The organism is Actinomadura craniellae (assembly GCF_003289645.1).
In the GTDB taxonomy this organism is placed as follows: domain Bacteria; phylum Actinomycetota; class Actinomycetes; order Streptosporangiales; family Streptosporangiaceae; genus Actinomadura_D; species Actinomadura_D craniellae.
On sequence record NZ_QLYX01000002.1, the window covers coordinates 541,206 to 564,761 of the forward strand.

Annotated in this window: 21 protein-coding genes; 15 read left to right on the forward strand and 6 right to left on the reverse strand. The window is 74.0% G+C overall.

Going from position 1 to position 23,556, the window contains the following annotated elements; all coding sequences use genetic code 11:
• Positions 1-66: 66 nt before the first annotated feature.
• On the reverse strand, positions 67-1,164 hold the full coding sequence (locus tag DPM19_RS06020) for a TetR/AcrR family transcriptional regulator (protein ID WP_111863765.1): 1,098 nt from the start codon (positions 1,162-1,164) through the stop codon (positions 67-69).
• Between the two features lie 109 nt (positions 1,165-1,273).
• On the opposite strand from DPM19_RS06020, the gene DPM19_RS06025 reads away from it, so the two are divergent.
• A complete protein-coding gene (locus DPM19_RS06025; protein WP_199484884.1) occupies positions 1,274-2,320 on the forward strand; it encodes an ATP-binding cassette domain-containing protein in 1,047 nt (348 codons plus the stop codon).
• Positions 2,317-3,120 carry an ABC transporter permease gene (locus DPM19_RS06030; protein ID WP_111863767.1) on the forward strand — a complete coding sequence of 268 codons (804 nt, stop codon included), beginning with the start codon at positions 2,317-2,319 and terminating at the stop codon, positions 3,118-3,120. The genes DPM19_RS06025 and DPM19_RS06030 overlap by 4 nt, the downstream gene beginning before the upstream one ends.
• A gap of 338 nt (positions 3,121-3,458) precedes the next feature.
• On the opposite strand, the gene DPM19_RS06035 is transcribed toward DPM19_RS06030, so the two are convergent.
• A complete protein-coding gene (locus DPM19_RS06035) occupies positions 3,459-4,157 on the reverse strand; it encodes a TetR/AcrR family transcriptional regulator C-terminal domain-containing protein (RefSeq protein WP_233509870.1) in 699 nt (232 codons plus the stop codon).
• 83 nt (positions 4,158-4,240) lie between these two features.
• On the opposite strand from DPM19_RS06035, the gene DPM19_RS06040 reads away from it, so the two are divergent.
• Positions 4,241-5,830, forward strand: coding sequence for an ABC-F family ATP-binding cassette domain-containing protein (locus DPM19_RS06040; protein ID WP_111863769.1), 1,590 nt, complete (start codon positions 4,241-4,243; stop codon positions 5,828-5,830).
• A 67-nt stretch (positions 5,831-5,897) separates the two neighbouring features.
• Positions 5,898-6,812 carry an LLM class flavin-dependent oxidoreductase gene (locus DPM19_RS06045; protein ID WP_111863770.1) on the forward strand — a complete coding sequence of 305 codons (915 nt, stop codon included), beginning with the start codon at positions 5,898-5,900 and terminating at the stop codon, positions 6,810-6,812.
• Between the two features lie 15 nt (positions 6,813-6,827).
• Here DPM19_RS06045 and DPM19_RS06050 read toward each other — a convergent pair whose 3' ends face one another.
• Positions 6,828-7,433, reverse strand: coding sequence for a Uma2 family endonuclease (locus tag DPM19_RS06050; RefSeq protein ID WP_111863771.1), 606 nt, complete (start codon positions 7,431-7,433; stop codon positions 6,828-6,830).
• A gap of 59 nt (positions 7,434-7,492) precedes the next feature.
• A complete protein-coding gene (locus DPM19_RS35150; protein ID WP_233509936.1) occupies positions 7,493-7,909 on the reverse strand; it encodes an ATP-binding protein in 417 nt (138 codons plus the stop codon).
• Between the two features lie 289 nt (positions 7,910-8,198).
• Here DPM19_RS35150 and DPM19_RS06060 point away from each other — a divergent pair, with 289 nt between their 5' ends.
• Positions 8,199-9,053 (forward strand): helix-turn-helix domain-containing protein, encoded by an 855-nt coding sequence (locus tag DPM19_RS06060; protein ID WP_111863773.1) that lies wholly within the window; start codon positions 8,199-8,201, stop codon positions 9,051-9,053.
• The gene (locus DPM19_RS06065; RefSeq protein ID WP_111863774.1) at positions 9,050-9,316 is read left to right on the forward strand and encodes a DUF397 domain-containing protein; all 267 of its coding nucleotides are present in this window, start codon (positions 9,050-9,052) and stop codon (positions 9,314-9,316) included. Before DPM19_RS06060 ends, DPM19_RS06065 begins: the two co-directional genes overlap by 4 nt.
• 95 nt (positions 9,317-9,411) lie before the next feature.
• On the opposite strand, the gene DPM19_RS06070 is transcribed toward DPM19_RS06065, so the two are convergent.
• Complete coding sequence (locus tag DPM19_RS06070) at positions 9,412-9,864, reverse strand: SRPBCC family protein (protein WP_233509871.1); 453 nt, start codon at positions 9,862-9,864, stop codon at positions 9,412-9,414.
• 125 nt (positions 9,865-9,989) lie between these two features.
• Positions 9,990-11,462: an alpha/beta hydrolase domain-containing protein gene (locus tag DPM19_RS06075; RefSeq protein WP_233509872.1), complete on the reverse strand. Its 1,473-nt coding sequence runs from the start codon at positions 11,460-11,462 to the stop codon at positions 9,990-9,992.
• Positions 11,463-11,673: 211 nt separating this feature from the next.
• On the opposite strand from DPM19_RS06075, the gene DPM19_RS06080 reads away from it, so the two are divergent.
• From DPM19_RS06080 to DPM19_RS06120, 9 genes are all read left to right on the forward strand, one after another.
• Positions 11,674-12,297, forward strand: coding sequence for a TetR/AcrR family transcriptional regulator (locus tag DPM19_RS06080; protein WP_158566712.1), 624 nt, complete (start codon positions 11,674-11,676; stop codon positions 12,295-12,297).
• Between the two features lie 205 nt (positions 12,298-12,502).
• Positions 12,503-14,101, forward strand: coding sequence for a RecQ family ATP-dependent DNA helicase (locus DPM19_RS06085; RefSeq protein ID WP_199484885.1), 1,599 nt, complete (start codon positions 12,503-12,505; stop codon positions 14,099-14,101).
• A gap of 210 nt (positions 14,102-14,311) precedes the next feature.
• Complete coding sequence (locus DPM19_RS06090; protein ID WP_111863778.1) at positions 14,312-15,157, forward strand: hypothetical protein; 846 nt, start codon at positions 14,312-14,314, stop codon at positions 15,155-15,157.
• A 348-nt stretch (positions 15,158-15,505) separates the two neighbouring features.
• A complete protein-coding gene (locus tag DPM19_RS35155; protein WP_158566713.1) occupies positions 15,506-18,088 on the forward strand; it encodes a serine/threonine-protein kinase in 2,583 nt (860 codons plus the stop codon).
• Positions 18,085-18,948 carry a hypothetical protein gene (locus DPM19_RS06100; protein ID WP_199484886.1) on the forward strand — a complete coding sequence of 288 codons (864 nt, stop codon included), beginning with the start codon at positions 18,085-18,087 and terminating at the stop codon, positions 18,946-18,948. Before DPM19_RS35155 ends, DPM19_RS06100 begins: the two co-directional genes overlap by 4 nt.
• Positions 18,945-19,931, forward strand: coding sequence for an ABC transporter substrate-binding protein (locus DPM19_RS06105; RefSeq protein WP_233509873.1), 987 nt, complete (start codon positions 18,945-18,947; stop codon positions 19,929-19,931). The genes DPM19_RS06100 and DPM19_RS06105 overlap by 4 nt, the downstream gene beginning before the upstream one ends.
• The gene (locus tag DPM19_RS06110; RefSeq protein ID WP_111863779.1) at positions 19,928-21,079 is read left to right on the forward strand and encodes an energy-coupling factor transporter transmembrane component T; all 1,152 of its coding nucleotides are present in this window, start codon (positions 19,928-19,930) and stop codon (positions 21,077-21,079) included. The genes DPM19_RS06105 and DPM19_RS06110 overlap by 4 nt, the downstream gene beginning before the upstream one ends.
• The gene (locus DPM19_RS06115; protein WP_111863780.1) at positions 21,076-22,683 is read left to right on the forward strand and encodes an ABC transporter ATP-binding protein; all 1,608 of its coding nucleotides are present in this window, start codon (positions 21,076-21,078) and stop codon (positions 22,681-22,683) included. The genes DPM19_RS06110 and DPM19_RS06115 overlap by 4 nt, the downstream gene beginning before the upstream one ends.
• Positions 22,680-23,552, forward strand: a complete 873-nt coding sequence (locus tag DPM19_RS06120; protein WP_111863781.1) for an ECF transporter S component family protein — start codon at positions 22,680-22,682, stop codon at positions 23,550-23,552. Before DPM19_RS06115 ends, DPM19_RS06120 begins: the two co-directional genes overlap by 4 nt.
• Positions 23,553-23,556 lie beyond the last annotated feature (4 nt).

Genomic DNA, 23,556 nt, shown 5'->3' on the forward strand with positions numbered 1-23,556 from the left:
GCAAGCGGCCGGAGACGGGCGTTGGTGGTACCGCCGGGGGCTGTCGGCCTCGCTTTGGGACAGGCCTTAGCTTTCCGCCTCGCCCGGCCGGGTCGTGGCCGGGCCACCCGCGACCGCCGCGGCGTGGGCGGCGCCCCGGCCCTGGGCTCGGGCGGTGATCTCGCCCGCGCGGACGCGCACCGCGGCCTCGGTGGCGTCGTTCACTCCCTGGATTCCGAGGGCCGTCGCGACGGCGGCGTGGTCGTCGAGGACGAGGTGCAGGCCCGGCCGGGTGGCCGGTGCGAACACGCGCCGCAGGCAACCGGCGAGATCGCCGATCCGGAGCCATACGGCCCGGCCGATCTCGGTGGGATCCGACGTCACCACGGCCACAGTGACCCGGTCGCCGGGGCGGGCGGCGCGGACGGCCTCCTCGGCCGCCTCCAGCCGGCCGGCGCCGAGGACCGCGATCACGCCGTCGGCGGTGAAGCCGACCTGGCGGCCGGTGAGCTGGTCCGGCAGCTCCGCGGGCGGCTCCCAGGGGTCCCGGACGGGTTCGGCGGGGGCGACGAAGGGCAGGTGCGGCGGGTTCCACGGGTCGGGCAGGTCGAGGGTGGTGAGGTGCCGGCAGGCGAGTGCCACGTCGAAGGGGTCGCCGAACCCGGGCGCCGTCTCGGCCAGGTGGTCGGCGCCGTTCAGCAGGGTGAGGACCAGTTCGGCCAGCCGCACCCGCCGGGTGCGGCGCGGCGGGCAGGACTCCAGCGCGAGCGCGAGCAGCAGCGCCTCCAGCCGGGTGACCTGCGCCAGTGCGGTGCGGCCCGACTCGTCGTCGAACACCCCGGTCAGCGAGCGCAGCCGCAGGTTCCCGGCGGCGGGCGTGTCGCCGGTCAGGGGCAGCCGTTCGAGCCGGTGTCGGGCGAACGCGTCCACCGCCTCGGCCAGGCCGGGGGGCGGCGGTGCCTCGACCACCCTGGGGGGTTCGCTCTCGTCGAGCAGGACCGCCAGGTAGAGCGCGCGCTTGCTCGGGAAGTTCGAGTACACCGCACCCCTGGTCAGCTCGGCCCGCTCCGCGATCCGGTCGACCTTGGCGTCGGTGTAGCCGTGTTCGGCGAACTCCTCCCGCGCCGCGGCCAGCACCGCCGCCCGGGTGAGTTCCTGCCGCTGTGCCCGGGTCAGCCTGGCCATCGCGCTCCCCTCGCTTCGCTCACAGCCGTACGATACCGACCCCATTCAGATGTTGTTATCATCCGAATGTTCAGAACATTTGAATTGTCATCGACTGGAGGGAGCACGGGTGAGCGAGCACGGGTTCGAGGCGGAGGACCTCGCCAAACGGTTCGGCAGGACCGCGGCGCTCGACGGCGTCGACCTGGCCGTCGCCCGCGGCCGGGTGCTGGGCCTGCTGGGGCCCAATGGCGCAGGGAAGACCACGATGATCCGCATCCTGGCGACCCTGCTCCGGCCCGACCGCGGGCGCGCCCGGGTGGCCGGCTTCGACGTGGTGCGCCGGCCGGCGCAGGTCCGCGAGCGCATCGCGCTGTCGGGCCAGCACACCAGCGTCGACGAGGAGCTGACCGGGCTGGCGAACCTGGTCATGATCGGGCAGCTCCTCGACCTGCCCCGGCGCCATGCCGTCCGGCGGGCGGGTGAGCTGCTGGCCCGGTTCGGCCTGGAGGACGCCGCCACCAGGCCCGTCGCCGGCTACTCCGGTGGCATGCGCCGCCGGCTCGACCTGGCCGCGAGCCTGGTCGGCCGTCCCGAGGTGCTCTTCCTCGACGAGCCCTCGGTCGGCCTGGACCCCGGCAAACGCGAGGAGTTGTGGCAGATGATCCGCGGCCTGGCGGCCGACGGCGTCACGGTCCTGCTCACCACCCAGTACCTCGAGGAGGCCGACGCGCTCGCCGACGCCATCACCGTCATCGACCACGGGCGGGTCATCGCCGCCGGCACTCCCGCGGACCTGAAGCGGCAGGTCGGCGGGCACACCATCGCCGTGCGGCTCGACGACCCCGCCGACACCGAGCCGGCGGCGGCCATCATGGCCGCGGTCGCCGGGCGCGCCCCGGAGCGCTCCACCCGGCACGAGCTCGTGGTGCCCGTCGCCGGTGCCGGCGAACTCTTCGAGGTCACCGCCCGCTTCCGCGACCGCGCCATCGGCGTCACCGAACTGTCGCTGCGGCTGCCCGGCCTCGACGAGGTGTTCCGCGCCCTGACCGGCTCCTCCGCCCCCTCCTCCACCGGCCCTGTCTCCGGCCCAGCCCTCGCCCCTGCCCCCGACCCCACCACCGACCCCGCCACCGCCACCGACCCCGCCACCGACTCTGCGAAGGCCACGCGATGACCGCCACCGTGCACGCACCCCGGCGACCGCGGACCCGGCTGCCGGGCTGGCTCCGGCACAGCCTCGTGCTCGCCCGCCGCAGCCTGGTCAAGACCAGGCGCAACCCCGGCCCCGTCATCAACGGGGTCGTCACGCCCGCGCTGTTCCTGGTGATCTTCCTTTCCCTGTTCGGCCGGCCGGTCGCCGGGTCCACCGCCGGCTACATGCAGTACCTGCTGCCCGGCGTCCTCGTCATGGGCGCCGGGCTGGCCGGGATGGTCTCGACCGGCACGAGCATCAACCTCGACCTCAAGAACGGCGTCACCGACCGGTTCCGCAGCCTGCCCATCAGCCGGCTCGCGCCCCTGCTCGGCTCCGTGCTGGCCGACATCGTCCGCTACCTGCTCGCCGTCGCCGTCCTGTTCGGCATCGGGGTGGCCTTCGGTTTCCGCGTGCACGGCGGGCCGGTCGCCGCCTGCGCCGCGGCCGGCCTGGCCGTCCTCTTCGGCTTCTGCCTGAGCTGGGTCACCGTGTTCGTCGGGGTGCTGGTCCGGGACGCCAACGCCGTCCTGGCCCTCGGGTTCTTCGCGTTCCTGCCGCTGCAACTGGGCACCAGCTTCGCCGCCCCCGTCGACACCCTCCCAGGCTGGCTGCGCGCCTGGGCCGGCGTCAATCCGGTCACCCACGTCATGGACGCCTGCCGCGCCCTGCTCAACGGCACACCCCCCGGCGACGCCGGCACCACCGCGCTGATCTGGTGCGCGGCCCTCTTCCTGGTCTTCTGCCCGCTCGCCGTCCGCGCCTACGCCCGCCGGCAGTGACCGGCCCGCGGGGACCGGCGGGAGCGCCGGTCCCCGCGGTCACTCCCGCGGGCGCGAGCCAGGGGCACCTCGCGCGTGGCCCGACGACCGACGTTCCAGCCGCTCCCGGCCGGCACGAGCCAGGGGCGCCTCCCGCATGGCCCGACGATCGACGCTCCGGCCACTCCCGGCCGGCTCTGGCCAGGGAAGCCTCCCGCGTGGCCCGACGACCGACGCTCCGGCCACTCCCGGCGGGCGCGGGCCTGGACACCTCTCGTGGCCCGGCGACCGACGCTCCGGCCACTCCCGGCCGGCGCGAGCCTGGACGCCTCTCTCGCGGTCCAACGACCGACGCTCGGTCACTCCCGGCCGGCGCGAGCCTGGACGCCGTCGAGCAGGCAGTCGAGGCCGAGGGCGAAGGCGTCGTCCCAGTCGCGGCCGATCGGGGGGCCGGTCTCGGCGAGGGTCGGGTAGCGGTCGCTCCGTTCCCGCAGGTGCCGCTCGGCCGCCCGCCGCGCGGCCTCCTCGTCCGCCGGTTCGGCGGTGGCCTGCATCAGGGCGGAGCCGATGACGTAGTTGGCCAGGGCGGAGGCCAGGGCGGACAGCTCCGGGCCGGCGAACCCGGCCGTGGCCAGCCTGGCGTGCAGGAACTCGGTGCGGGTCAGGACGTTGGGGCCCATCAGGGGGCGGGCCAGCACGGCCGTCGACCACGGGTGGCGCAGCATCGCGGCACGCCAGCCGAGGATCAGGGCGGTGACGTCCACCCGCCACGAGGGGTCGCCGGGGTCCGGCAGCGCGACCTCGCCGAACACCTCGTCCAGGGCGAGGTCGATCACGTCGTCCTTGGTCTTGACGTGCCAGTAGAGCGTGGTCGATCCGGTGCCCAGCCGTTCGGCGAGGCGCCGCATGGTGAGCCGGGCCAGCCCCTCCTCGTCCAGCAGGGCGATCGCCTCGGCCACGATGCGCTCGCGGCTGAGCGGGGGCGTCTCGCGCCGGGCGCGCGGGGGTCTGAGCCAGACGTCCCCCGCCGCGGCGGCTCTCGTCTCACCGGTGTCCACGGCAGGGAGTTTAGTAGGGTGTTCCATCACTGGATCAATGATCCGGTGAATCGAACACTGATCCGGTCTGCTCGGGAGGAACCGTGGGACACGTGGAGGTGGACCGGCTGAGCTACGCGTTGCCGGACGGCCGGCTCCTGCTGAACGAGGTGTCCTTCCGGGTCGGCGAGGGGGTCACGGCCGCCCTCGTGGGGCCGAACGGGGCGGGAAAGACCACCTTGCTGCGGTTGATCGCAGGTGAGCTGCAGCCGTCCTCGGGGCGGATCGCCAGATCCGGCGGGCTGGGCGTGATGCGGCAGTTCGTCGGCGGGGTGGGTGACGGCCGGACCCTGCACGACCTGCTGCTGTCGGTGGCGCCGGACCCCGTCCGGGCCGCGGCCGGGGCGCTGCGCGACGCCGCGGCGGCGCTGGCCGGGCGCGACGAGGAGGCCACCCAGCTCGGCTACGCGCAGGCCGTCGCCGACTACGGGGACGCGGGCGGGTACGACGTCGAGGTCGTCTGGGACACCTGCACCACCCTCGCCCTGGGCCGCCCCTTCGACGACGTCCGGGACCGGCCGGTCAACGAGCTGTCGGGCGGGGAGCGCAAACGGCTGCTCCTGGAGGCGCTGCTGCGCGGGCCCGACCGGGTGCTCCTACTGGACGAACCCGACAACTACCTCGACGTGCCGGGCAAGGAGTGGTTGGAGGAACGGCTGCGGGCCACCGGCAAGACCGTCCTGCTCGTCTCGCACGACCGGCGGTTGCTGGCCGGGGCCGCCGACCGCGTCGTCACCGTGGAGCCCGGCGGCCGGGTCTGGGTGCACGGCGGCGGCTTCGGCACGTACGCCCGGGGGCGGCGCGACCGCGCCGAGCGGCTGGCCGAGCTGAACCGCCGCTGGGACGAGGAGCACGCCCGGCTGCGGCGGCTGACCGACAACCTGCGGCGCAGCGCGGCCGGCAACGACGCCGTCGCCTCCGCCTACCGCGCCGCCCGGACCCGGCTGCGCAGGTTCGAGGAGGCCGGGCCGCCCGAACCCGTGCCCCGGGAGCAGAACGTCCGGATGCGGCTGCGCGGCGGGCGCACCGGCCGGCGCGCGCTGGTCTGCGAGAAGCTGGAACTCACCGGGCTGACGCGCCCCTTCGACACCGAGGTCTGGTACGGCGAGCGCGTCGCCGTGCTCGGCTCCAACGGTTCGGGAAAGTCCCGCTTCCTCACCCTCCTGGCGGGGGCCGAGGACGTCCCGCACACCGGCTCCGCCCAGCTGGGGGCGCGGGTGTCACCCGGCCACTTCGTGCAGACCCACACCCGGCCCGACCTGCACGGGCGCACGCCCGCCGAGATCGTGACGGCCGACCACGCCCGCACCCTGAACGAGGCCATGGCGGCGCTCGCCCGCTACGAGCTGGCGCCTGCCGGGCGGCGGCCGTTCGAGACGCTGTCGGGCGGCCAGCAGGCCCGGCTGCAGATCCTGCTCCTGGAGCTGTCCGGCGCCACCCTGCTGCTGCTGGACGAGCCCACCGACAACCTGGACCTGGCCAGCGCCGAGGCCCTGCAGAACGCCCTGGCCGCCTACTCCGGGACCGTCCTCGCCGTCACCCACGACCGCTGGTTCGCCGCCGACTTCGACCGCTACCTGATCTTCGGCGCCGGCGGGGACGTCCGCGAGACCCCCGAACCGGTCTGGGCCTGACCGTTGACCTCGATCGGAGTTGAGGTTGCACGCTACCCGGGACGGTTCGGGCGGCTCGGGAGGGTCCATGCATGCAACGCGGTCAGCGGAGTCCGGCGAGGCGGTGAACGCCCTCAAGGTGGGCGTGGTCCTGCCCCGGCACGGGGTGGGGGACGTCGCCGCGCACGCCCGGCACGCCGAACAGGCCGGGCTGGAGTCGGTGTGGGTCGGCGACCATCTCATCCCGACGAGCCCGTTCCTGGACAGCACGCTGGTGCTGGCCACCGCGGCGGCCGTCACCGAACGGATCAAGATCGGCTTCGGGGTGATGGTCCTGGCGCTGCGCCCGGTGGCCTGGGCCGCCAAGCAGGTCGCCACCCTGCAACACCTGTCCGGCGACCGGGTGCTGCTCGGCGTCGGGGTCGGCGGCGAGGTGCACGGGGACGCGGCCTGGCGGGCCGTCGGCGTGCCGTACCGCGAGCGGGGCCGCCGCACCGACGCCGCGCTGGCGGTGCTCCCCGACCTGGTCCGGGGCGAGCCGGCGAAGGTGGACGGCGAGGAGGTCACCCTCTCCCCCGGCGCGACCATGCCCCCGGTGCTAATCGCCGGCGGCCCGGCCGCCCTGCGCCGCACCGCCCGGTACGGCGACGAGTGGTACCCGGCGTTCTCCGCCCCGGACCAGATCGCCGCCGCGGCCCGGGAACTGGCCGCCCTCGCCGCCGAGCACGGCCGCCCGGCGCCGCGCCTGACCGTCGCGTTGAGCATCGCCCTCGGCGATGTGCCCGCGGCGGCGATCGACGCCCAGGTCCGTTCGCTGACCGAGTACGGGATGACCGACGCCCAGGCCCGCCGGGCGCTGCTCACCGGCCCGCCCGCCCGGGCCGCGGAACACCTCGCCGCCCTGGCCGAGGTCGGCGTCCACCGCGTCATCGGCATGCCCTTCACCGGCGACCGCTTCCGCCAGGCCGAACTCTTCACCGAAGCGGCCCACCTGGCGGCCTGACGCCCGCCCGCCGTCTCAGCGGGGAGGGAAGGCGGGGCGCCACTCCCCTTCGGTGACGAGCCGGCGAGGAACCAGGGAGAAGGGGAAGGGGCGCCGGGTGGTGAAGACCTCGTCGCCGACCACGTGCGCGGCCTCGATGTACCGGCCGTCCGGCTGGAGCTCGTAGGCGGTGATGCTCGGGTGATCGCGGTCGGGGACGACGATCCAATAATTCTCGATGCCGAACTCCTCGTACTCGGCCCGCTTGACGTTGCGGTCGCGCAGCGCGGTGCCCGGCGAGGCGACCTCCACGGCCAGTACCGCCGGAAGGATCTGGTACCTGGGCTCGTAGTCCTCCCGCCTGATCACGGTGGTGTCGGGCACCCGGTGCCGGGTGGGGTCTCCGTGCAGGTTGACGCCCTGCCCTCGCATGACCTTGAGTTCCGGGGGCCGGTGGAACTCCAGCAGGAACTCCAGCCGGTGCAGGGCGTCCGCGTGGTCGCCAGTCGGTGCCGGGCTCACCTCAAGCACCCCGTACATCAGCTCGTACCGGTTGCCGTCGTCGGGCAGCGGTTCGAGGTCGTCGACGGTGAGCGGCCGGTCGTCCGGCAGCCGAACGTCGTTGATGCCCATGACACTCATCGTGGCTCCACTCGTTCATGCGGGCCAGCTTTCTATGGTGACGTTCCGCGTTCGAGAGGTCACGTGGAATGTGGATAACCGTCACGGAGGAGGGCGGGGAAGCGCATCCAGACGGTGGTGCGGTCGCCGTCCGGGCGGGCGCCCCAGCTTTCGGCGAGGGCGGCGATGATGCGCAGGCCGCGGCCGTGCTCGGCCAGGGGGTCGTCGTGCAGGCGGGGGCGGGCGCCGGCCGCGCCGTCGTCGGCGACCTCCGCCACCAGGTGGCCGCCCTCGGCGGCAAAGAGGAGGCCGACCTTGCCGCCCGCCCCTGACGCGGTGTGCCGGACGGCGTTGGTGACGGCCTCGCTCACGCAGGTCAGGACCGGGTCGAGCGCGGGGTGGTCCGGGCCGAGCAGTTCCCGCGCGTAGAGCCGGGCGGCCCGGGGTGCGCGCTCCGTTCCGGGCAGGGTGATGGCCATGATGATCTGCCGCCGCATGGTCACCTCGCCCTCCCAGACGGTGCGCCGGGGCGGCCCGCGACGGGGCGGGCGGTGCGTCCTGGGTAGGGAGGGGCGCCCATGGAGTGCGGGGGGTGTCCGGCGGGATGCGGGAGCCGGGGCGGGCGGGGAGTCATCGCCGTTCCTCTCGGTCGGTGTCACCCGCCACATTCGTCGCCGTGCGTGGTCGTGACCACACGGATCGGATGTCTCGCCAGGATCGGAAACTGAATTTTGAGGGCCTTCGGCTTTTCCGGCGATCGGCTGCGCTGCGTGACAGGGTGAACGCATGCGGGAGCAACCGACATCCTCCGCCCGGACCCGCCGGATCGGCCGGGAGCTGCGCGGGATACGCGAAGCGGCAGGTCTCACCCTCAACGCGGCGGGGCGCCGCTTAGAACGCGCCGGATCCTCGCTCAGCCTGATCGAGAACGGCAAGCAGAACATCCGCGTCCGCGACCTGAAACACATCCTGGACGTCTACGCCGTCCCCGACCCCCTCCGCACCACTCTCCTCACCCTCGCCGAGCAGAACCTCCGACCGGGCTGGTGGGCCGACTTCAAACACGACCTGCACCCTGCCGACCTGGACTACGCCTCCTTGGAAGCCGCCGCAACCAGGCTCAACATTCTGGAACAGAATGTAATTCCAGGGTTGCTCCAAACCAAGGACTACGCCCGAGCAATCCAACGCACCAGCCTCATCGAAAGCGAACTCTCGAAGGCGGACATCTACGTGAGATATCGCATGGCCCGGCAACGAATCGTCCATCAGGACGACCCGCCACAGATAACGGCGATCATCGGGGAGACCACGTTGCACAGACCTCTGGGCGGTCCCGGCGTGATGCGCGCCCAACTCCAGAAACTCCTCGAAGAGTCGGACAAGGAAAACATCACGGTGCAGGTACTACCTCTCACACTCGGTGCACCTGTCTACACAAGTAGTGCCTTTCTCGTGCTGTATATCGGCCAACCACCTGCCCTGAGCGCCGTGTTCATCGACCACCTGACTGGGCGGTGGATGCTAGATAGCACACCTGATGTCGTTCGCTATCAGGATGCCTTCGATCGACTACGCCGCATAGCTCTATCGGAAACCGACTCTCGGGCGCTGATCCACCGCGTAAAGTCAGAGCTATGAATGGAGCAGATCTGGCTCACGTCATCTGGCGCAAGAGCAGCCGCAGCAATAGTCAAGGCGGCACCTGCGTCGAAATAGGGCTGGTGTGGCACAGGAGCAGTTACAGCGAAACCCAGGTGTCCGAGTGCATCGAAGCGGCCAGGGCTGAGCGGGTGGTGGCCGTGCGTGACTCGAAGAACCCCGACGGGCCGGTGCTCGCCTTCTCACCGGCCGAGTGGCGTGGCCTCCTCACCGCCATCCGCACCGGCGCCGTCGCCTCGTAGCGTGTACTGGCCGTCCGCCCGGACGGACCGGTCGTCCGGGCGGACGGTCGTTCGCGGGTCCGGGCCAGGCGACGGTTCCGGCCGGCGGCCGGGGGTCACTCCACGGTGCGGGCGAGGATGCCGAGGGTCGCGCGCAGCGAGATCTGCGGGACGACCGGGAAGGTCAGGACGCTGCGGTACTGCTCGCCGGTCCGGCTCCAGTCGCAGTACGAGGTGACGCGGGTTCCCGTTTCGGTGGGTTCGAGCCGGTAGCCGTAGCGGTGGTCGAGCCCTCCTTCGGCGACGGTCCATTCGATGTGCGCGTCGCGCTCGAACTCGGTGATCGTCACGGTGACGTCGTATTTCCCGAGGGGCATGTCGCCGAGCGCCTCCCGGTCCATGTGGACGACGAACGCGTCGCCGGTGTCCTTGACGGGCTCCCCTTCCGCCGACTGCAGCATCCCGGAGCTGTCGATCGCCACATGCCCCTTCGGGTCGCACAGCACGCCGAATACCTTCTCCGGCGCCGCCTTGATCTCCCGCTGGGCCTCGACCCGGTCCTCCGTCACGGCTTCCCCTTCCCAAGAATGAAATACAGTTTTCATGATTGAGAATGCGCTTTCCGAAGCCTACTCGACGCAGGACGGCCCGCCCCGGTGGGGTCACCGGGGCGGGCCTGACTCCGTGCCGCCGGCTACCGGGTGGCGCCCCAGGGCATGTTCTGGACGCGCGCGATGGCTTCGGCGCGGTCCGCGGGCAACAGGTGCCCGGCGGCGAGGGCCCGGTCGGCGGCCTGGGTGAAGGCCGTCACGTACGCCTGCCGGGTGGGGTAGAGCTGGCCGATCCGGGCGGCGCTGAACGGTGTGGTGGCGCCCAGGAGCAGGCAGGCCCCGGTGACCTCTCCCCCGGAGTTGGTGGGTTCGTAGGTGGCCAGGGGGGCGTCCAGGTCGGGCAGGCGGATCCCGCCGCGGGCGTTGCCGTCGCCGTCCCGGCGGACGTTGCCGAACAGCATGCTGATCTGGGGGCCCGTGGGCGGGGCGCCCAGGCCGCGGGTCCACCGGTCGAGGTGGTGGTAGGCGGCGTTGGAGGCGTAGCGCCAGGTCATCCTGTTCGGGGGCTTGTCGCAGACGATGGGGCGTCCGCCGTTGATGGCGCCGTCGCGGGCGTTCTGGGCGTCGTACTGGGCGAGCCCGTAGGCGTCGGCGTGCGAGGTTCCGGCGACCTCCCAGGTGCGGATGCGGGAGGTGTCGGTCTGGCGGGCGTCGGAGAAGGAGCCGATGTCGGTCTCGGACTCGATCTGGAAGATCGGGATGGTGGTGTCGGTGCGGATCCGGGCGGTGAGTGGCAGGGCGATGAACCCCTCGCCGATGGGGGCGGCGCCGGCGCCCCGGCCGTGGATCATGATGCCGTCGTAGGCGGGGGTGACGGGCTGGATGGCGTTGGCGAAGGTGGCCAGGCGCCCGGCCGACTGGGAGTGGCCGCCGGCGACGACCTTGGCGGGCGCGCCGGTGCCCAGCAGCGTCGCCGAGTGGGCGCGGACCGCCTGGGCGGCCTGGGCGAAGATGGAGTACGAGAGCGCGTCGGAGGCGAGGGACACCTGGTTGTAGCGGGCCGGGTCCATGCTCTTCAGCTTGTCGGCGCCGACCTTCTGGGCGGTGACGCCGACGTAGGCGTACCCGGCGCGGGTGTACTGCTCGTGGGACTGGGACCATTCGATGCCGATGTCGACGCCGAAGCTGACGTTCAGCCACTCCACGACGACGGTGCCGTTGAACCGGGCCGGATCGGCGGGCCGCTCGACCAGCAGCCGGGTGGTGTAGGCCTGCTGGGTGCCGGTGGTGCGGGCGCCCCAGGCGCCGCTGCTGGTCCAGGTGCCGACCTTCTGGTAGGTGTCGGCGAGCCCGCTCATCAGGAACTCGCGCTCCTGGTAGCCGCGGGCGGCGATGTCGACCACCGTCGATCCGACCGGGCGGCCCTTGCCGGCGGCGGCCGGGATCTCGGTGACGGTGGGCACCGGGGCCGCCGCCGCGGCGACCGTGGCGGCCGGCGCGAAGGTCGCGGCCAGCGCCACGGCGAGCGCGACCGGTGCGAGCGCGCTCCAGGCGGCCGTCCGGACGCGTGGCCGGGCGGACCCGTGGCGATTTCGCCGTCGGAACGTTCGGAACATGCTGTGTCTCCTCCTCGGGGGCGGGATGCGGGCGGACAGGCCCGCCCGGCGACCGGGGCCGCCGGGCGGTCGATGCCTGACCGGGCGGGGCGAGGAACGGGGCCGGCCGCACACCGGCATAAGTGACAAGTTGTCACCAACCCAGGCGACAAAGTGTCACGATGGGATCGCTGCGGCAATGGGAAGGGGCACAGCGTTGATGGGCGGTCCGATGGGCAGGGCGACGAGCGGGCCGCGGCGGCTGGCCCGCTCCGATCGCCAGGAGGTGCTACTCCAGGCCGCCGCGGAGCTGGTGGCGGCCGGGCCGGCCGACGCCGTCTCCATCGAGGCGGTGGCCGAGCGGGCCGGGGTGAGCCGGCCACTGGTCTACAAGCATTTCGCCAACCGGGACGACCTGCTGTCGGCGGTCTACCGGCGGGAGGCCGCCCTGCTGCACGCCCGGCTGGCCGAAGGGGTCGGGCGGGCGTCCACCGTCGAGGAGATGTTCCGCATCCTGGTGCACGGCCTGCTCCGCGCCCAGGCCGAGCGCGGCGCCGTCCGGGCCACCCTGCGCGCCGGCGGGGGCGCGGTGTCCGCGGCCCGGCGCGACCAGCGCGGCCGCAACCGTGCCACCGTGCGCTACTTCACCGCACGTGCCGTCGCCGAGTACGACCTGGATCCGGTGCGGGCCGGCGCGGCCGTCACCCTCGCGCTCAGCGCCCTGGAGACCGTCCTGACCCACTGGTGCCACGACCCGACCCCCGAGCGGGCCCGCACGCTGGAGGACGCCTATGTCGCCCTCGCCGTCGGCGGGCTGACCCACCTGGCGCAGACCGCCCCGCGCCCGCGGGAATGACACCCCGTGAACAGGTGCTGCCGGTGCCGCCAGGCCACCCGCGGCCGCGGGAATGACCGGACGCGGCCGGCCCGCGCGGGCCGCCGGACCCGGGGACCGGGGTCACGGTGTAAATCGCGACCAATGGGTAGATCGTCGGCTCTATCCAGCTCCGGGAACGGTCGTTCGCCGGCCGGAAGCGGGCACGGGCACGGCGGGAGAAGCGATGTGGGTGCGTGATCGGCGGATCTCGGCGGCGGCCGGGCGGATGCTGGGGCTGCGCAAGCTGCGGCCGGGGCAGCGGGAGGCGCTGCGGTCGCTGGTGAAGCGGCGCGACGCGCTGGTGGTGATGCCGACGGGCGGCGGGAAGTCCGCCGTCTACCAGGTCGCCGCGGCCGTCCTCGGCGGGCCCGCCGTGGTGGTCTCGCCGCTGGTCTCCCTGCAGCGCGACCAGGCGCAGGGGCTGCGCGCGGCGGGCGTCCCGGCGCACACCCTGAACGCCGCGACCGGGGCCGAGGACCGGGCGCGGGCGCTGGCCGCGCTAGGCGGCGACGCCGTGGCGTTCGTCTTCATGGCGCCCGAGCAGCTCGTCCGGCCGGACGTGCGGGACGTGCTGCGGGCCGCCCCGCCGAAGCTGGTGGCCGTGGACGAGGCGCACTGCATCTCGGCGTGGGGACACTCCTTCCGCCCGGACTACCTGCGGCTCGGCGCGGTGATCGACGCGCTGCCGCGGCGTCCGGTGGTGGTCGCGCTCACCGCGACGGCCGCCCCGCCGGTGCGCGCCGAGATCGTCGAACGGCTCCGGCTGCGCGATCCGGTCGAGATCGTCCGCGGGTTCGACCGGCCCGAGCTACGGCTGTCGGTCCGGGCCTTCCACCGGGCCGCCGACCAGCGCGCGGCCGTCCTGGCGGCGGCGCGCGAGCTGGACGGGCCCGGCATCGTGTACGCGGCCACCCGCAAGGACACCGCCTGGTACGCCGAGCAGCTGGAGTCGGCCGGCCTCTACCACGCCGGGCTGCGGCGCGGCGAGCGCGACCGGGTGCAGCAGGAGTTCATGACCGGCAAGACGCGGATCATGGTGGCCACCACCGCGTTCGGGATGGGCATCGACAAGCCCGACGTCCGGTTCGTCCTGCACGCCCGGGTGCCCGACTCCCTCGACTCGTACTACCAGGAGATCGGACGGGCCGGCCGGGACGGGGACCCCGCCGAGACGATCTGCTTCTACCGGGCCGAGGACCTCGCCCTGCCCCGCTTCTTCACCGGCGGCCTACCCGCCGCGGACACCCTGACCGCGATCTGCGACACGGTCGCCCAAGGCCCCATCGGCCGCCGGGACCTGGCCGACCGTACCGGGATCTCCCCGCAGCGGCTCACCGCCCTGCTCGACCTCCTGCAGGAGGCGGGCGCGGTGCGGTCGCACCAGCGGATCGAACCCGCCCCGGACGCCCCCGCCCCGGCCGACGCCGTGGAGCAGGCCCTCGACCTGGCCGAGCGGCGCCGGTCGGTGGAGCGCACCCGGATCGAGATGATGCGCCGCTACTGCGAGCTGGACGACTGCCGCGGCCGCTTCCTGCTGCGCTACTTCGGCGAGGCCCGCGACCGCCCCTGCGGGCACTGCGACATCTGCCTGCACGGGCGGGCGGAGCACCACGCCGACAACACCGCCTTCCCGATGGGCTCGCGCGTCCGGCACCGCGAATGGGGCGGCGGAGTGATCGTCGGCGGTGCGGACGACCGGGTGACCGTCCTGTTCGACGAGGCGGGCTACAAGGAGCTCTTCGTCCGCGCGGTCCTCGACCGGGACCTCCTCGCCCGCGAGTGACCCTCCGCTCCGGTCCCTGGGAGTGGCTGGACCGGGCCGGGCGGGCCGGGTTAGCGTGGGGCCGGGCAGTGCGCCTGCCCGCGCCCTGTGCGGGCCGCCCACGCCGGTGCCGCGCGATGCGGCCAAGAGGCTCCGACTCAGCGCCCTCCGTCAGGTTCGGCCGCGCGCCGTCCGATCGGCGGGGAGCGTGGGCCCCTGCCGGAGGACGCCATGGCCGACCAGCGGCTGCACCGATCCGTACCCGACCGCGCCCGCCGGCGCGCCATCCGGGCGTACGCCGCCCGGGCCGGCGTCCCCTACTCCGTCGCGGCCCGCCGGCTCGCCCTGGGCCCGGGCGAGACCCTCGCGGACGCGGGGCGCACCGTCCACCCGGCGAGCCCCGGCCGGGACGGGTTCCTGGACCGGCGGCCCGTCGAGGAACGGCTGCTGGACGCCCGGCGGGCCGCCGAGCCGCCCCGCGGCCGCGCCGCCCACCTGACCGACCGCTTCCCGCCGCTGGCCGGCACCCCCTTCTACCGGGGGGCGGGACGGCGGGACGCGCTCGCCCTGCTGTACACCGTGGTCGCCCACGAGGTCCCGGGCCGGCTGCCGTCCGCCGCCGAACTGGCGCCGGTGGCCGGGCTCGGCGAGGAGACCGCGGTCGACATCGCCTGCGCCGAACTCGACCGGGCCGCCCGCCTGCTCCTCGACGACCTGCCCACCGGCCTGACCGACGGCACGGGCGCGCCCGGCCCCAGGATCGAGGCGGCGCTGGCCGGCGGGCGGGCCCATCCCGATCCGCGGCTGCGCGAGGCCGCCCGGAGCCTCACCGCCGCGCACGGCACCGGGCCGGCGCTGGCGGGGGCGCGGCAGATCCTGGACGCGCTGCTGGTGGTCGCCGACGACGGGCACGCGCCGGGCACCCGGGTGCGGACGCTCGGCGGGCGGACCGGGGCGATCGCCGGGGCGGTCTGGGGGCCGTACGGCCCGCCGCTGCGCTACGAGGTGCTGTCCGACGACGGGCCGGCCCGGGGGTTCGCCGACCCCGGTGATCTCGTCGTCATCGCTCCGGTGTGAACCGGCCCCGGACGCCCGCCGCACCGCTCGAGGCCGGCCCGGCATGGCCGCCGGCGCCACCGCGACCTTCCCGGAGGGTCACAAGTATGAGGCTTTTCAGGTGGTGGCTCCTGGTTTCACATTGATGCTGCTACGATCAGCCCGTTTGTGTAACAACTGCATAGGTTTCCGCCCGTGGCGGGGAAGCCGGTCAAAGTCCGGCACTGTCGCGCAACCGTAGGTCACCGCAGGGTGACGAGTCGGGTCCACCACACGGGCGGTGTTGTCAAACCACTGTCGCGAGAAGCAGGGGTGGACGCGTTCGACGCCGGGTGTCGATCTCTCCTTCGTATCGCAAAGGAAGAGAGATTGGGCCGCACCCTCCGCAGGCATCGCCGGTCGATCGCCGTCCTGCTGTCCGCCGCCGTCGCCGGGCTGTCCGCGCCCTACCTGACGGGCACCGCCGTGGCCGCCGACCGGGCCGCCGCGAAGGCCAACTCGCGCTGGCTCGCCGACCAGCTCGGCGACGACGGGACCCTGCAGAACCCGCTCGGCGGAACGCTGCCCGACCACGGGCTGATGATCGACGCCCTGTTCGCCATGCACGCCTCCGGCGACGCCGAGCTCGCCGCGCCGATCGTCCGCTACCTGGACGAGGGCGAGCACGCCTCCGACTACTTCACCTGGGACGGCCTCGTACCCGACCAGGGGTTCGACGCCATCATCACCGGCGGCGCCGCCGCGAAGGTCCTGGTCGCCGCCCAGGTCGCGCGGCGCGACCCGCGCGACTTCGGCGGCTACGACATGGTCGCCGAGACCAAGGGCGCGATCATGCGGTCCGGCCCGGACAAGGGGCGGGTCAGCGACTACTCCAAGAACCCGGACTACGCCGACTACGTCAGCAACAACGCCAACATGTTCGGCCAGGCGCTGGCGGTCATCGGCCTGGCCGGGGTGGGCGAGAACGACCCGCTGGCCATCGACACGATGCTGACCCAGCAGTGCTCGGAAGGCTACTTCCGGATCTTCTTCGGTTACATCCCCACCGAGGAGACGGGCGACCACGTCACCCCCAGCGGGTACAAGGTCTCCACCTGCGACGAGGGCAAGGCGTTCGACCAGTCGGCCCCCGACGGCGACACCACCGGGTTCGCGCTGTCGGCGATGCTCGCCGCCCGGAAGGCGGGCGCCCAGGGGCTCGACGGCCCGATCGGCAAGACGGTCGCCTGGCTGAAGGCGAACCAGACCGAGGGCGGCGGCTGGGGCGGCGGCGTCAACACCGAGGCGCCCAACACCAACAGCACCGGGCTCATCGTGCAGGCGCTCGCGGAGGCCGGCGGGGCGGACGCCGCGGTGGCGGCGGGCGTCGACTACCTCAAGTCGGCCCAGGCGACCACCGCCGCGGACTCGGGCAACATGCTCGCCGACCACATCGGGGCGATCGCCTACAACCCCGACCAGTACCGGGACGCCCGCACCGGCGGGCTGGCCGGGCTCGACACCTGGATCCGCGCCGGCGCCCAGGCCTCGCTGGGGCTGTCCCAGGTCGGTTTCCATGCCCTCACCCAGGGCGACGTCCCGGCGGGCGAGGACCCGCCCGGCGAAGACCCGCCGGGTGAAGACCCGCCCGGCGAGGACCCGCCCGGCGGCAAGGACCCCGTCAAGAAGCCGCCCATCCAGCGGGCCGGTGACCCCGGCCCGCCGCCGGCGTCGCCGTCCGGTGGCAACGGCGTGTCCCCGCCCTCCAGCGCGAACCAGCCGGGCCCGGCGGCACCCGCCGCCCGGCTCGGCAGGTACCTGGTGGGCAAGCTCGTCGGCGGCGACCACATCGAGGTGACCGAGAACGGCAAGACGTTCGTCGACTACGACGCCACTGCCGACCTGGTGCTCGCCCTGCGCGCGCTGGACGAGCAGCCGCAGGCCGTCGCCCGCGCCACGCGCTTCCTGCTGCATCCGGACTCGGTCAAGGCGTACGCGCACGGCGCCCCCTACGAGAAGGGCACGGCGGCCTACGCCGAGCCGCTGGCGAAGCTGCAGATCATCGCCCGGTTCGCCCAGGGGAGCGGCGGAGCGCCGGAGGGCGTCGCGGCGACGATCACCCGGCTGCACGACGCCCTGGTGGCGCTGCGGACCGCCGACGGCCGGTTCGCCGACATCGGTGCCTACGCCGACGCGGACACCTCCGTCCGGCGCCAGGCGTGGGCGATCCTGGCGACCACCGCCGGATCGGCGACCGCCGCGACATCCCTCGACGTGCTGATCAGGAGCCGGTGCGCGGACGGCACCTTCCCCGCGGACCTGGCCGCCAGGAGCTGCGCGACCGGTGACCTCACCGCGACCGCCGCGGCGGTCATGGCGCTGAACGGCACGGCGCGGGCGGCCTCCGCCACCCCGCCGGTCGCGGCCCCCACCCCGTCCGGCGCCGTCCCGACCGGCTGGTCACCCGCCCGGGCCGCCGCGCTCACGGCCGCGGTCACGGCCCTCACCGCCAAGTCCACCGCCGCCGGGGTGGTCCTGGGCGCCGGAGGTCGCGTGGACGCGGTGCTCAGCGCCGCCGTCGCGAGCGGGCGGCAGGCCGCGGGCCTGGACGCGAGCGGCACCACCCAGGCGCTGGGCGCGCTGCTGCTGGCCGACGGCGGGCTGGCGAAACCGCCGGGCACCGGGAGCGACGTGCCGACCAGCATCGCCGCCGCGCCGGGCGTCGCCGGCCGGGCGTGGACGAGCGCCCCCGGCTCCCCGGTGACCCCGGCCGTGCGGCTGCCCGTCGCCGGCGGCACGCCGCCGCCGACGACGACGGCCCTGGCCCGCGCCGGCGGGGAGTTCCCGGCGGGGCCGGTCATCGGCGGGCTCGTCCTGGCCGTCGCGCTCGGTTTCGGGCTGCGGCACCTCCTCTTCCGCAAGCCCTCCCGCAAACCCTCCCGCAAGGCGACCTCCAAAGGAGTTTCGGCATGAGAAGGATCCTGACCCTGCTCTCCGCCCTCGCCGTGCCGGCCGCGATGGCGGTGGCCGTCCCGGCTCCCGCCGCGGCCCTTGACCCGACGAAGGGATACTCCGGGATCTGCACCGGCGCCGACGCCCTGACCGGGGTCACCGTCGTCATCGACTTCCAGGAACTCGACGGCAACGGCGGCGTCGCCGCACCGACCATCACCCGGTGCTCGCCGAACGCGAACCCGGGCACCCAGCGGACCGGGGTCAAGGCCCTGCAGGACGCCGGCATCGCCGTGACGGGAACCGCCCAGTGGGGGCTGGGCTTCATCTGCCGGCTGGAGAACCGGCCGTCGTCCACCGAGGCCATCCCGCGGCAGAGCAACCCCAACTACCACGAGGCGTGCGTGGTCACCCCGCCCGCCGAGGCCTACTGGTCGTACTGGCACGCCAGCGGCGCGGGCACCACGTGGACCTACAGCAGCTACGGCGCGCTCAACCGGAACGTGATCCCCGGCGGTTTCGAGGGCTGGTCGTTCTCCCTGAACAAGACCGCCACCACGAACCCGCCGCCCGGCGTGACCCCGCGGAACCCGGCGGTCAACCCGAGCAGCCCCACGGTGGGCCTGTCGGTCAACGACCTCGACCGCAGGATCAACCTCGGCCAGAGCACCAGCCTGACGTGGACCTCGACGAACTCGACGAGCGTCACCGCCCACGCGGTCTCCCCGGCCACGGGCGGCGGCTCCTGGTCCGGCGCGCTGGCCGTCCCCGGCGGCACGCGGACGATCACGCCGACGGCGCGGGGCACCTACACCTACACGGTCCGCGCCACCGGCACCGGAGGGACCGTGTACTCGACCGCGACACTGACCGTCCAATGATCCGGCCACCGCGGCGGACCCGGGTGGCGCGCCGCCTGGCCCGGCCGCTCGTCGTGCTGGCGGTGGCCGCCCTCCTGGCGCTTCCCGCCGGGGCGATGGCGCCCGGCGCGTACGCGATCGACCCGAGCAAGGGGCATCCCGGGTTCTGCAAGTCCGCCAAGGGCGTCACGGTCGTGGTCGACTTCCAGCAACTCGGCGGCACCACGATCGTGCGCTGCAACCCGCGGGGCACCCGCGGCACGGGCCTGGACGCGCTCAAGGGCGCCGGTTTCCAGATCGCCGGCGTCCAGCGGTGGGGCGAGGCGTTCATCTGCCGCATCGAGAACCGGCCGTCCGCGGTCGAGAAGATCCCGATCAAGGGGAACAAGGACTACCAGGAGTCCTGCATCGACACGCCACCGGCCGCCGGGTACTGGTCGTACTGGCACGCGGGCAACAACTGCGCGTGGACCTACAGCCAGTGGGGCGTGAAGAACCGCGACTTCATCCCCGGCGGCTTCGAGGGCTGGTCGTTCTCGCTGAACGCGACCGCCGACACCAACCCCAAGCCGCGGATCGCCGCGGTCCGGCCCGGCACCGCGGGCCGGCCGTGCGTCGCGCGGTACGAGCCGAAGCCGACCTCCACCGACCCGAACGCCCGGCAGCCCGGGTCGGGCGGCCAGACCGCGGGGGCGGGCTCCGGCGGGAGCGGCGGCGGCGGAGGCGGGGGCGGCCAGACCACCGAGCCCGGATCGGGCGGGCGCGAAGGGGCGCTGCCGCCGCCCAGACCGCGCGCCCTGGCGACCGGCCGGCCGGCCGCCGACGACCCGGCCCGGAACGTCGCGTTCACCGGAGGCGAGAACGCCCCCGACGTCAACCAGCTGGTCAAGGAGCAGTCCGGCGCCAGCGACCTCGCGCCGTGGGCCGCCGGTGGCGCCGCCGTGCTGCTGGCGCTGCTGACCTGGCTGACCGCGCGACGCCGCGGGCGGGCCCGGGACGCATGATGCGCCGTGGTGCCCTCACCACCTATTTCCTGCCCCGTGACCTGCATCCGCTCGCCTGGTGGACGTGGACGCTGGGCCTGGCGGTCGCCGCGAGCCGCACCACGAACCCGTGGCTGCTGCTGACGATCCTGGCCGTCGTCTGCCACGTCGTGGTGGCCCGCCGTTCGGACGCGCCCTGGGCGCTGGCGTTCCGGGTCTACCTCTACCTGGGCGCGGTGATCGTGCTGCTGCGGGTGGCCTTCCGGCTCGTCTTCGGCGGCGCCGAGGGCGCCACGATCATCCTGCGGCTGCCGGAGATCCCGCTGCCCGCCTGGGCCGCCGGCATCCGCCTGTTCGGCGCGGTGTCGGCCGAATCCCTGCTGGGCGGGTTCTACGACGGGCTGCGCCTGGCCACCATGGTGATCTGCCTGGGCGCGGGCAACGCGCTGGCCAACCCCAAGCGGCTGCTCAAGGCCATGCCCCCGGCGCTGTACGAGATCGGCACGGCCGTGACCGTCGCGCTGTCGGTGTTCCCGCAGCTGGCCGAGAGCGTGCTGCGGGTCCGGCGGGCGCGCAAGCTGCGCGGTGGCGGCGGGGGCGGCCGGGTCCGCGCCGTGCGCACCATCATCATCCCGGTGCTGGAGGACGCCCTCGACCGGTCCCTGCAACTCGCCGCCTCGATGGACGCCCGCGGTTACGGCCGTGCCGGCACGGTCCAGGCCCGGGCGCGGTTCGTCACCGGGCTGCTCATGATCGTCGGCCTGATCGGCGTGTGCGTCGGCATCTACGCCACCCTGGACGGCTCGACACCGCGCTTCCTGGCCGCGCCCGTGCTGTTCTCCGGCCTGGCGGTCGCGCTGGTGGGGTTCCGGTTCGCCGGCCGGCGGGTCCACCGCACCCGGTACCGGCCGGACCGCTGGCACCTGGCCGAACTGGTCGTCGCCGCGAGCGGCGTCGCCGTGGCGGTCGCCCTGTTCGCCACCTCCAGCGTCGACCCGACCAACCTGAACCCCTCGCTGACCAACCTGTCCTGGCCGTTGCTGTCCTGGCCGCCGCTGTGCGGGGTGCTGCTCGGGGTCCTGCCCGCCTTCCTGTCCCCGCCGCCGGGAACCCCGTTCACCGCCGCCGACGGCGTTCCGGAACCCGCCGCCGAGAAAGTCCCCGCATGATCGAATTGGACCACGTCACCTTCTGGTACCACGGGCACGCCGAACCGGTGCTGGCCGACGTCACCCTGTCCGTCGGCGAGGGCGAGCTCGTCCTGCTCACCGGACGGACCGGAGCCGGCAAGTCCACCCTGCTCGGCACCCTCAACGGCCTGGTCCCGCACTTCACCGGCGGCCACCTGGAGGGCACGGTCTCGGTCGGCGGCGTCACCACCCGCTCCCGCCCGCCCCGCGAGTTCGCCCACCTCGTCGGCATGGTCGGCCAGGACCCGCTCGCCGGCTTCGTGACCGACACCGTCGAGGAGGAACTCGCCTACGGGATGGAGCAGCTCGGCCTGCCGCCGCAGGTGATGCGCCGCCGCGTCGAGGAGACCCTCGACCTGCTCGGCATCGCCGACCTGCGCCGGCGGGCGCTGCGCACCCTGTCCGGCGGGCAGCAGCAGCGGGTGGCGATCGGCTCGGTGCTGACCATGCATCCCCGGGTGCTGGTCCTGGACGAGCCCACCTCGGCGCTGGACCCGACCGCCGCCGAGGACGTCCTGGCCACCCTGGCCCGGCTCGTGCAGGACCTCGGCACCACGGTGCTCCTGGCCGAGCACCGGATGGAACGCGTCATCCCGTTCGCCGACCGGATGCTCTACGTTCCCGGTGACGGGACCGTCGTCGACGGGGCGCCGCCGGACGTGCTGCGGGACGTCCCGATCGTCCCGCCCATCGTCGCGCTCGGCCGGCTCGCCGGCTGGGAACCGCTGCCGATGTCGGTGCGCGACGCCCGGCGCCGGGCGGAGCCGCTGCGCGCCGGCCTGCGAGCCGCCCCCGCCCGCCCCGCGCCGACGGGCGACGGGCCGCCGCTGCTCACCAGCGCCGGCGTCGTCGTCCGCTACGGGCCGGTGGTCGCGGTGCGCGGCGTCGACCTCGACCTGCACGGCGGCAAGGTCCTGGCCATGATGGGCCGCAACGGGTCGGGCAAGTCCTCCCTGCTGTGGGCGTTGCAGGGCACCGGCCCGCGCCAGGGCGGCACGGTGCGGGCGGAAGGCACGGACCCCAGGGAACTGCCCGCCGCCAAGGCCCGCAAGATCGTCGGGCTGGTGCCGCAGACCGCGAGCGACCTGCTCTACCTGGAGAGCGTCGCCGACGAGTGCACCGCCGCCGACCTGGAATCGGGCGCCGAGCCCGGGTTCTGCCGGAACCTGCTCGACCGGATCGCGCCGGGCGTCGAACCGGACCGGCACCCGCGCGACCTCTCCGAAGGGCAGCGCCTCGCGCTGGTACTCGCCGTCCAACTGTCGGCCGCGCCGCGGGTCGTGCTGCTCGACGAACCCACCCGGGGGCTGGACTATCCGGCGAAGGCCGCCCTCGCCCGGGTGATCGCCACGCTCGCCGCGGAGGGGCGCGCGGTCGTGGTCGCCACCCATGACGTCGAGTTCGTCGCGGCCGTCGCCGACCGGGTCGTCGTCATGGCCGAGGGGGAGATCGTCTCCGACGGCCCCACCGCCGAGGTCCTGGGCGGGTCGCCGGCCTTCGCACCCCAGGTCACCAAGATCCTCGGCGCGGACTGGCTGACCGTCGACGACGTCCGGGCCGCCCTGCCCGAGGCGGTGCGATGACCGCCCCCGCGCACCCCCGGGCCAGGCGGTGGGGCCGCGCCGACCAGGCGGTGCGGATCGGTCCCCGCTCGGCCGTGGTCCTGGCTCTCGCCTCGCTGGCGGGGCTGATGATGTTCGTCTGGCCGCTGCTGGTGCGCGTCGAGCCGCAGAGCATGCAGCACGGGCCGGACGCGCCGTTCATCTTCATCGGCATCCTGCCCATCCTGATCATCGTGGTGCTCGCCGAGCTGTCCGAGGGCGGCATGGACTCCAAGGCGCTGGCGATGCTCGGCGTGCTGTCGGCCGTCAACGCCGCGCTCCGGCCGCTGGGCGCGGGCACCGCGGGGATCGAGACGGTGTTCTTCATGCTCGTGCTCTCCGGGCGGGTCTTCGGCGCGGGGTTCGGCTTCGTGCTGGGCTGCACGTCGCTGTTCGCCTCGGCGCTGCTGACCGCCGGGGTCGGCCCCTGGCTGCCGTTCCAGATGATGTGCTCGGCGTGGATCGGGATGGGCGCCGGGCTGCTGCCCCGCAGGGTCACCGGCAGGGCGGAGATCGCCATGCTCGTCGGCTACGGCATCTTCGTGGCCTACGCCTTCGGTTTCCTGATGAACCTGTGGTTCTGGCCGTTCATCACCGGCGCCGAGGTGCCCTACCACGACGGGCACATCTCCTACGTCCCCGGCGATCCGGTGCTGGAGAACCTGCACCGCTTCGCCGTCTTCACACTGCTGACCTCCACCGCCGGATGGGACACCGGCCGCGCCATCACCAACACGGTCGCGATCCTCGTCCTCGGTCCGGCGGTGCTGGCGACCCTGCGCCGGGCCGCCCGCCGGGCCTCCTACGGCGCCGTCCCCACCTTCTCCGCCGGGGAGGCGAAGAAGACCTGAGCGT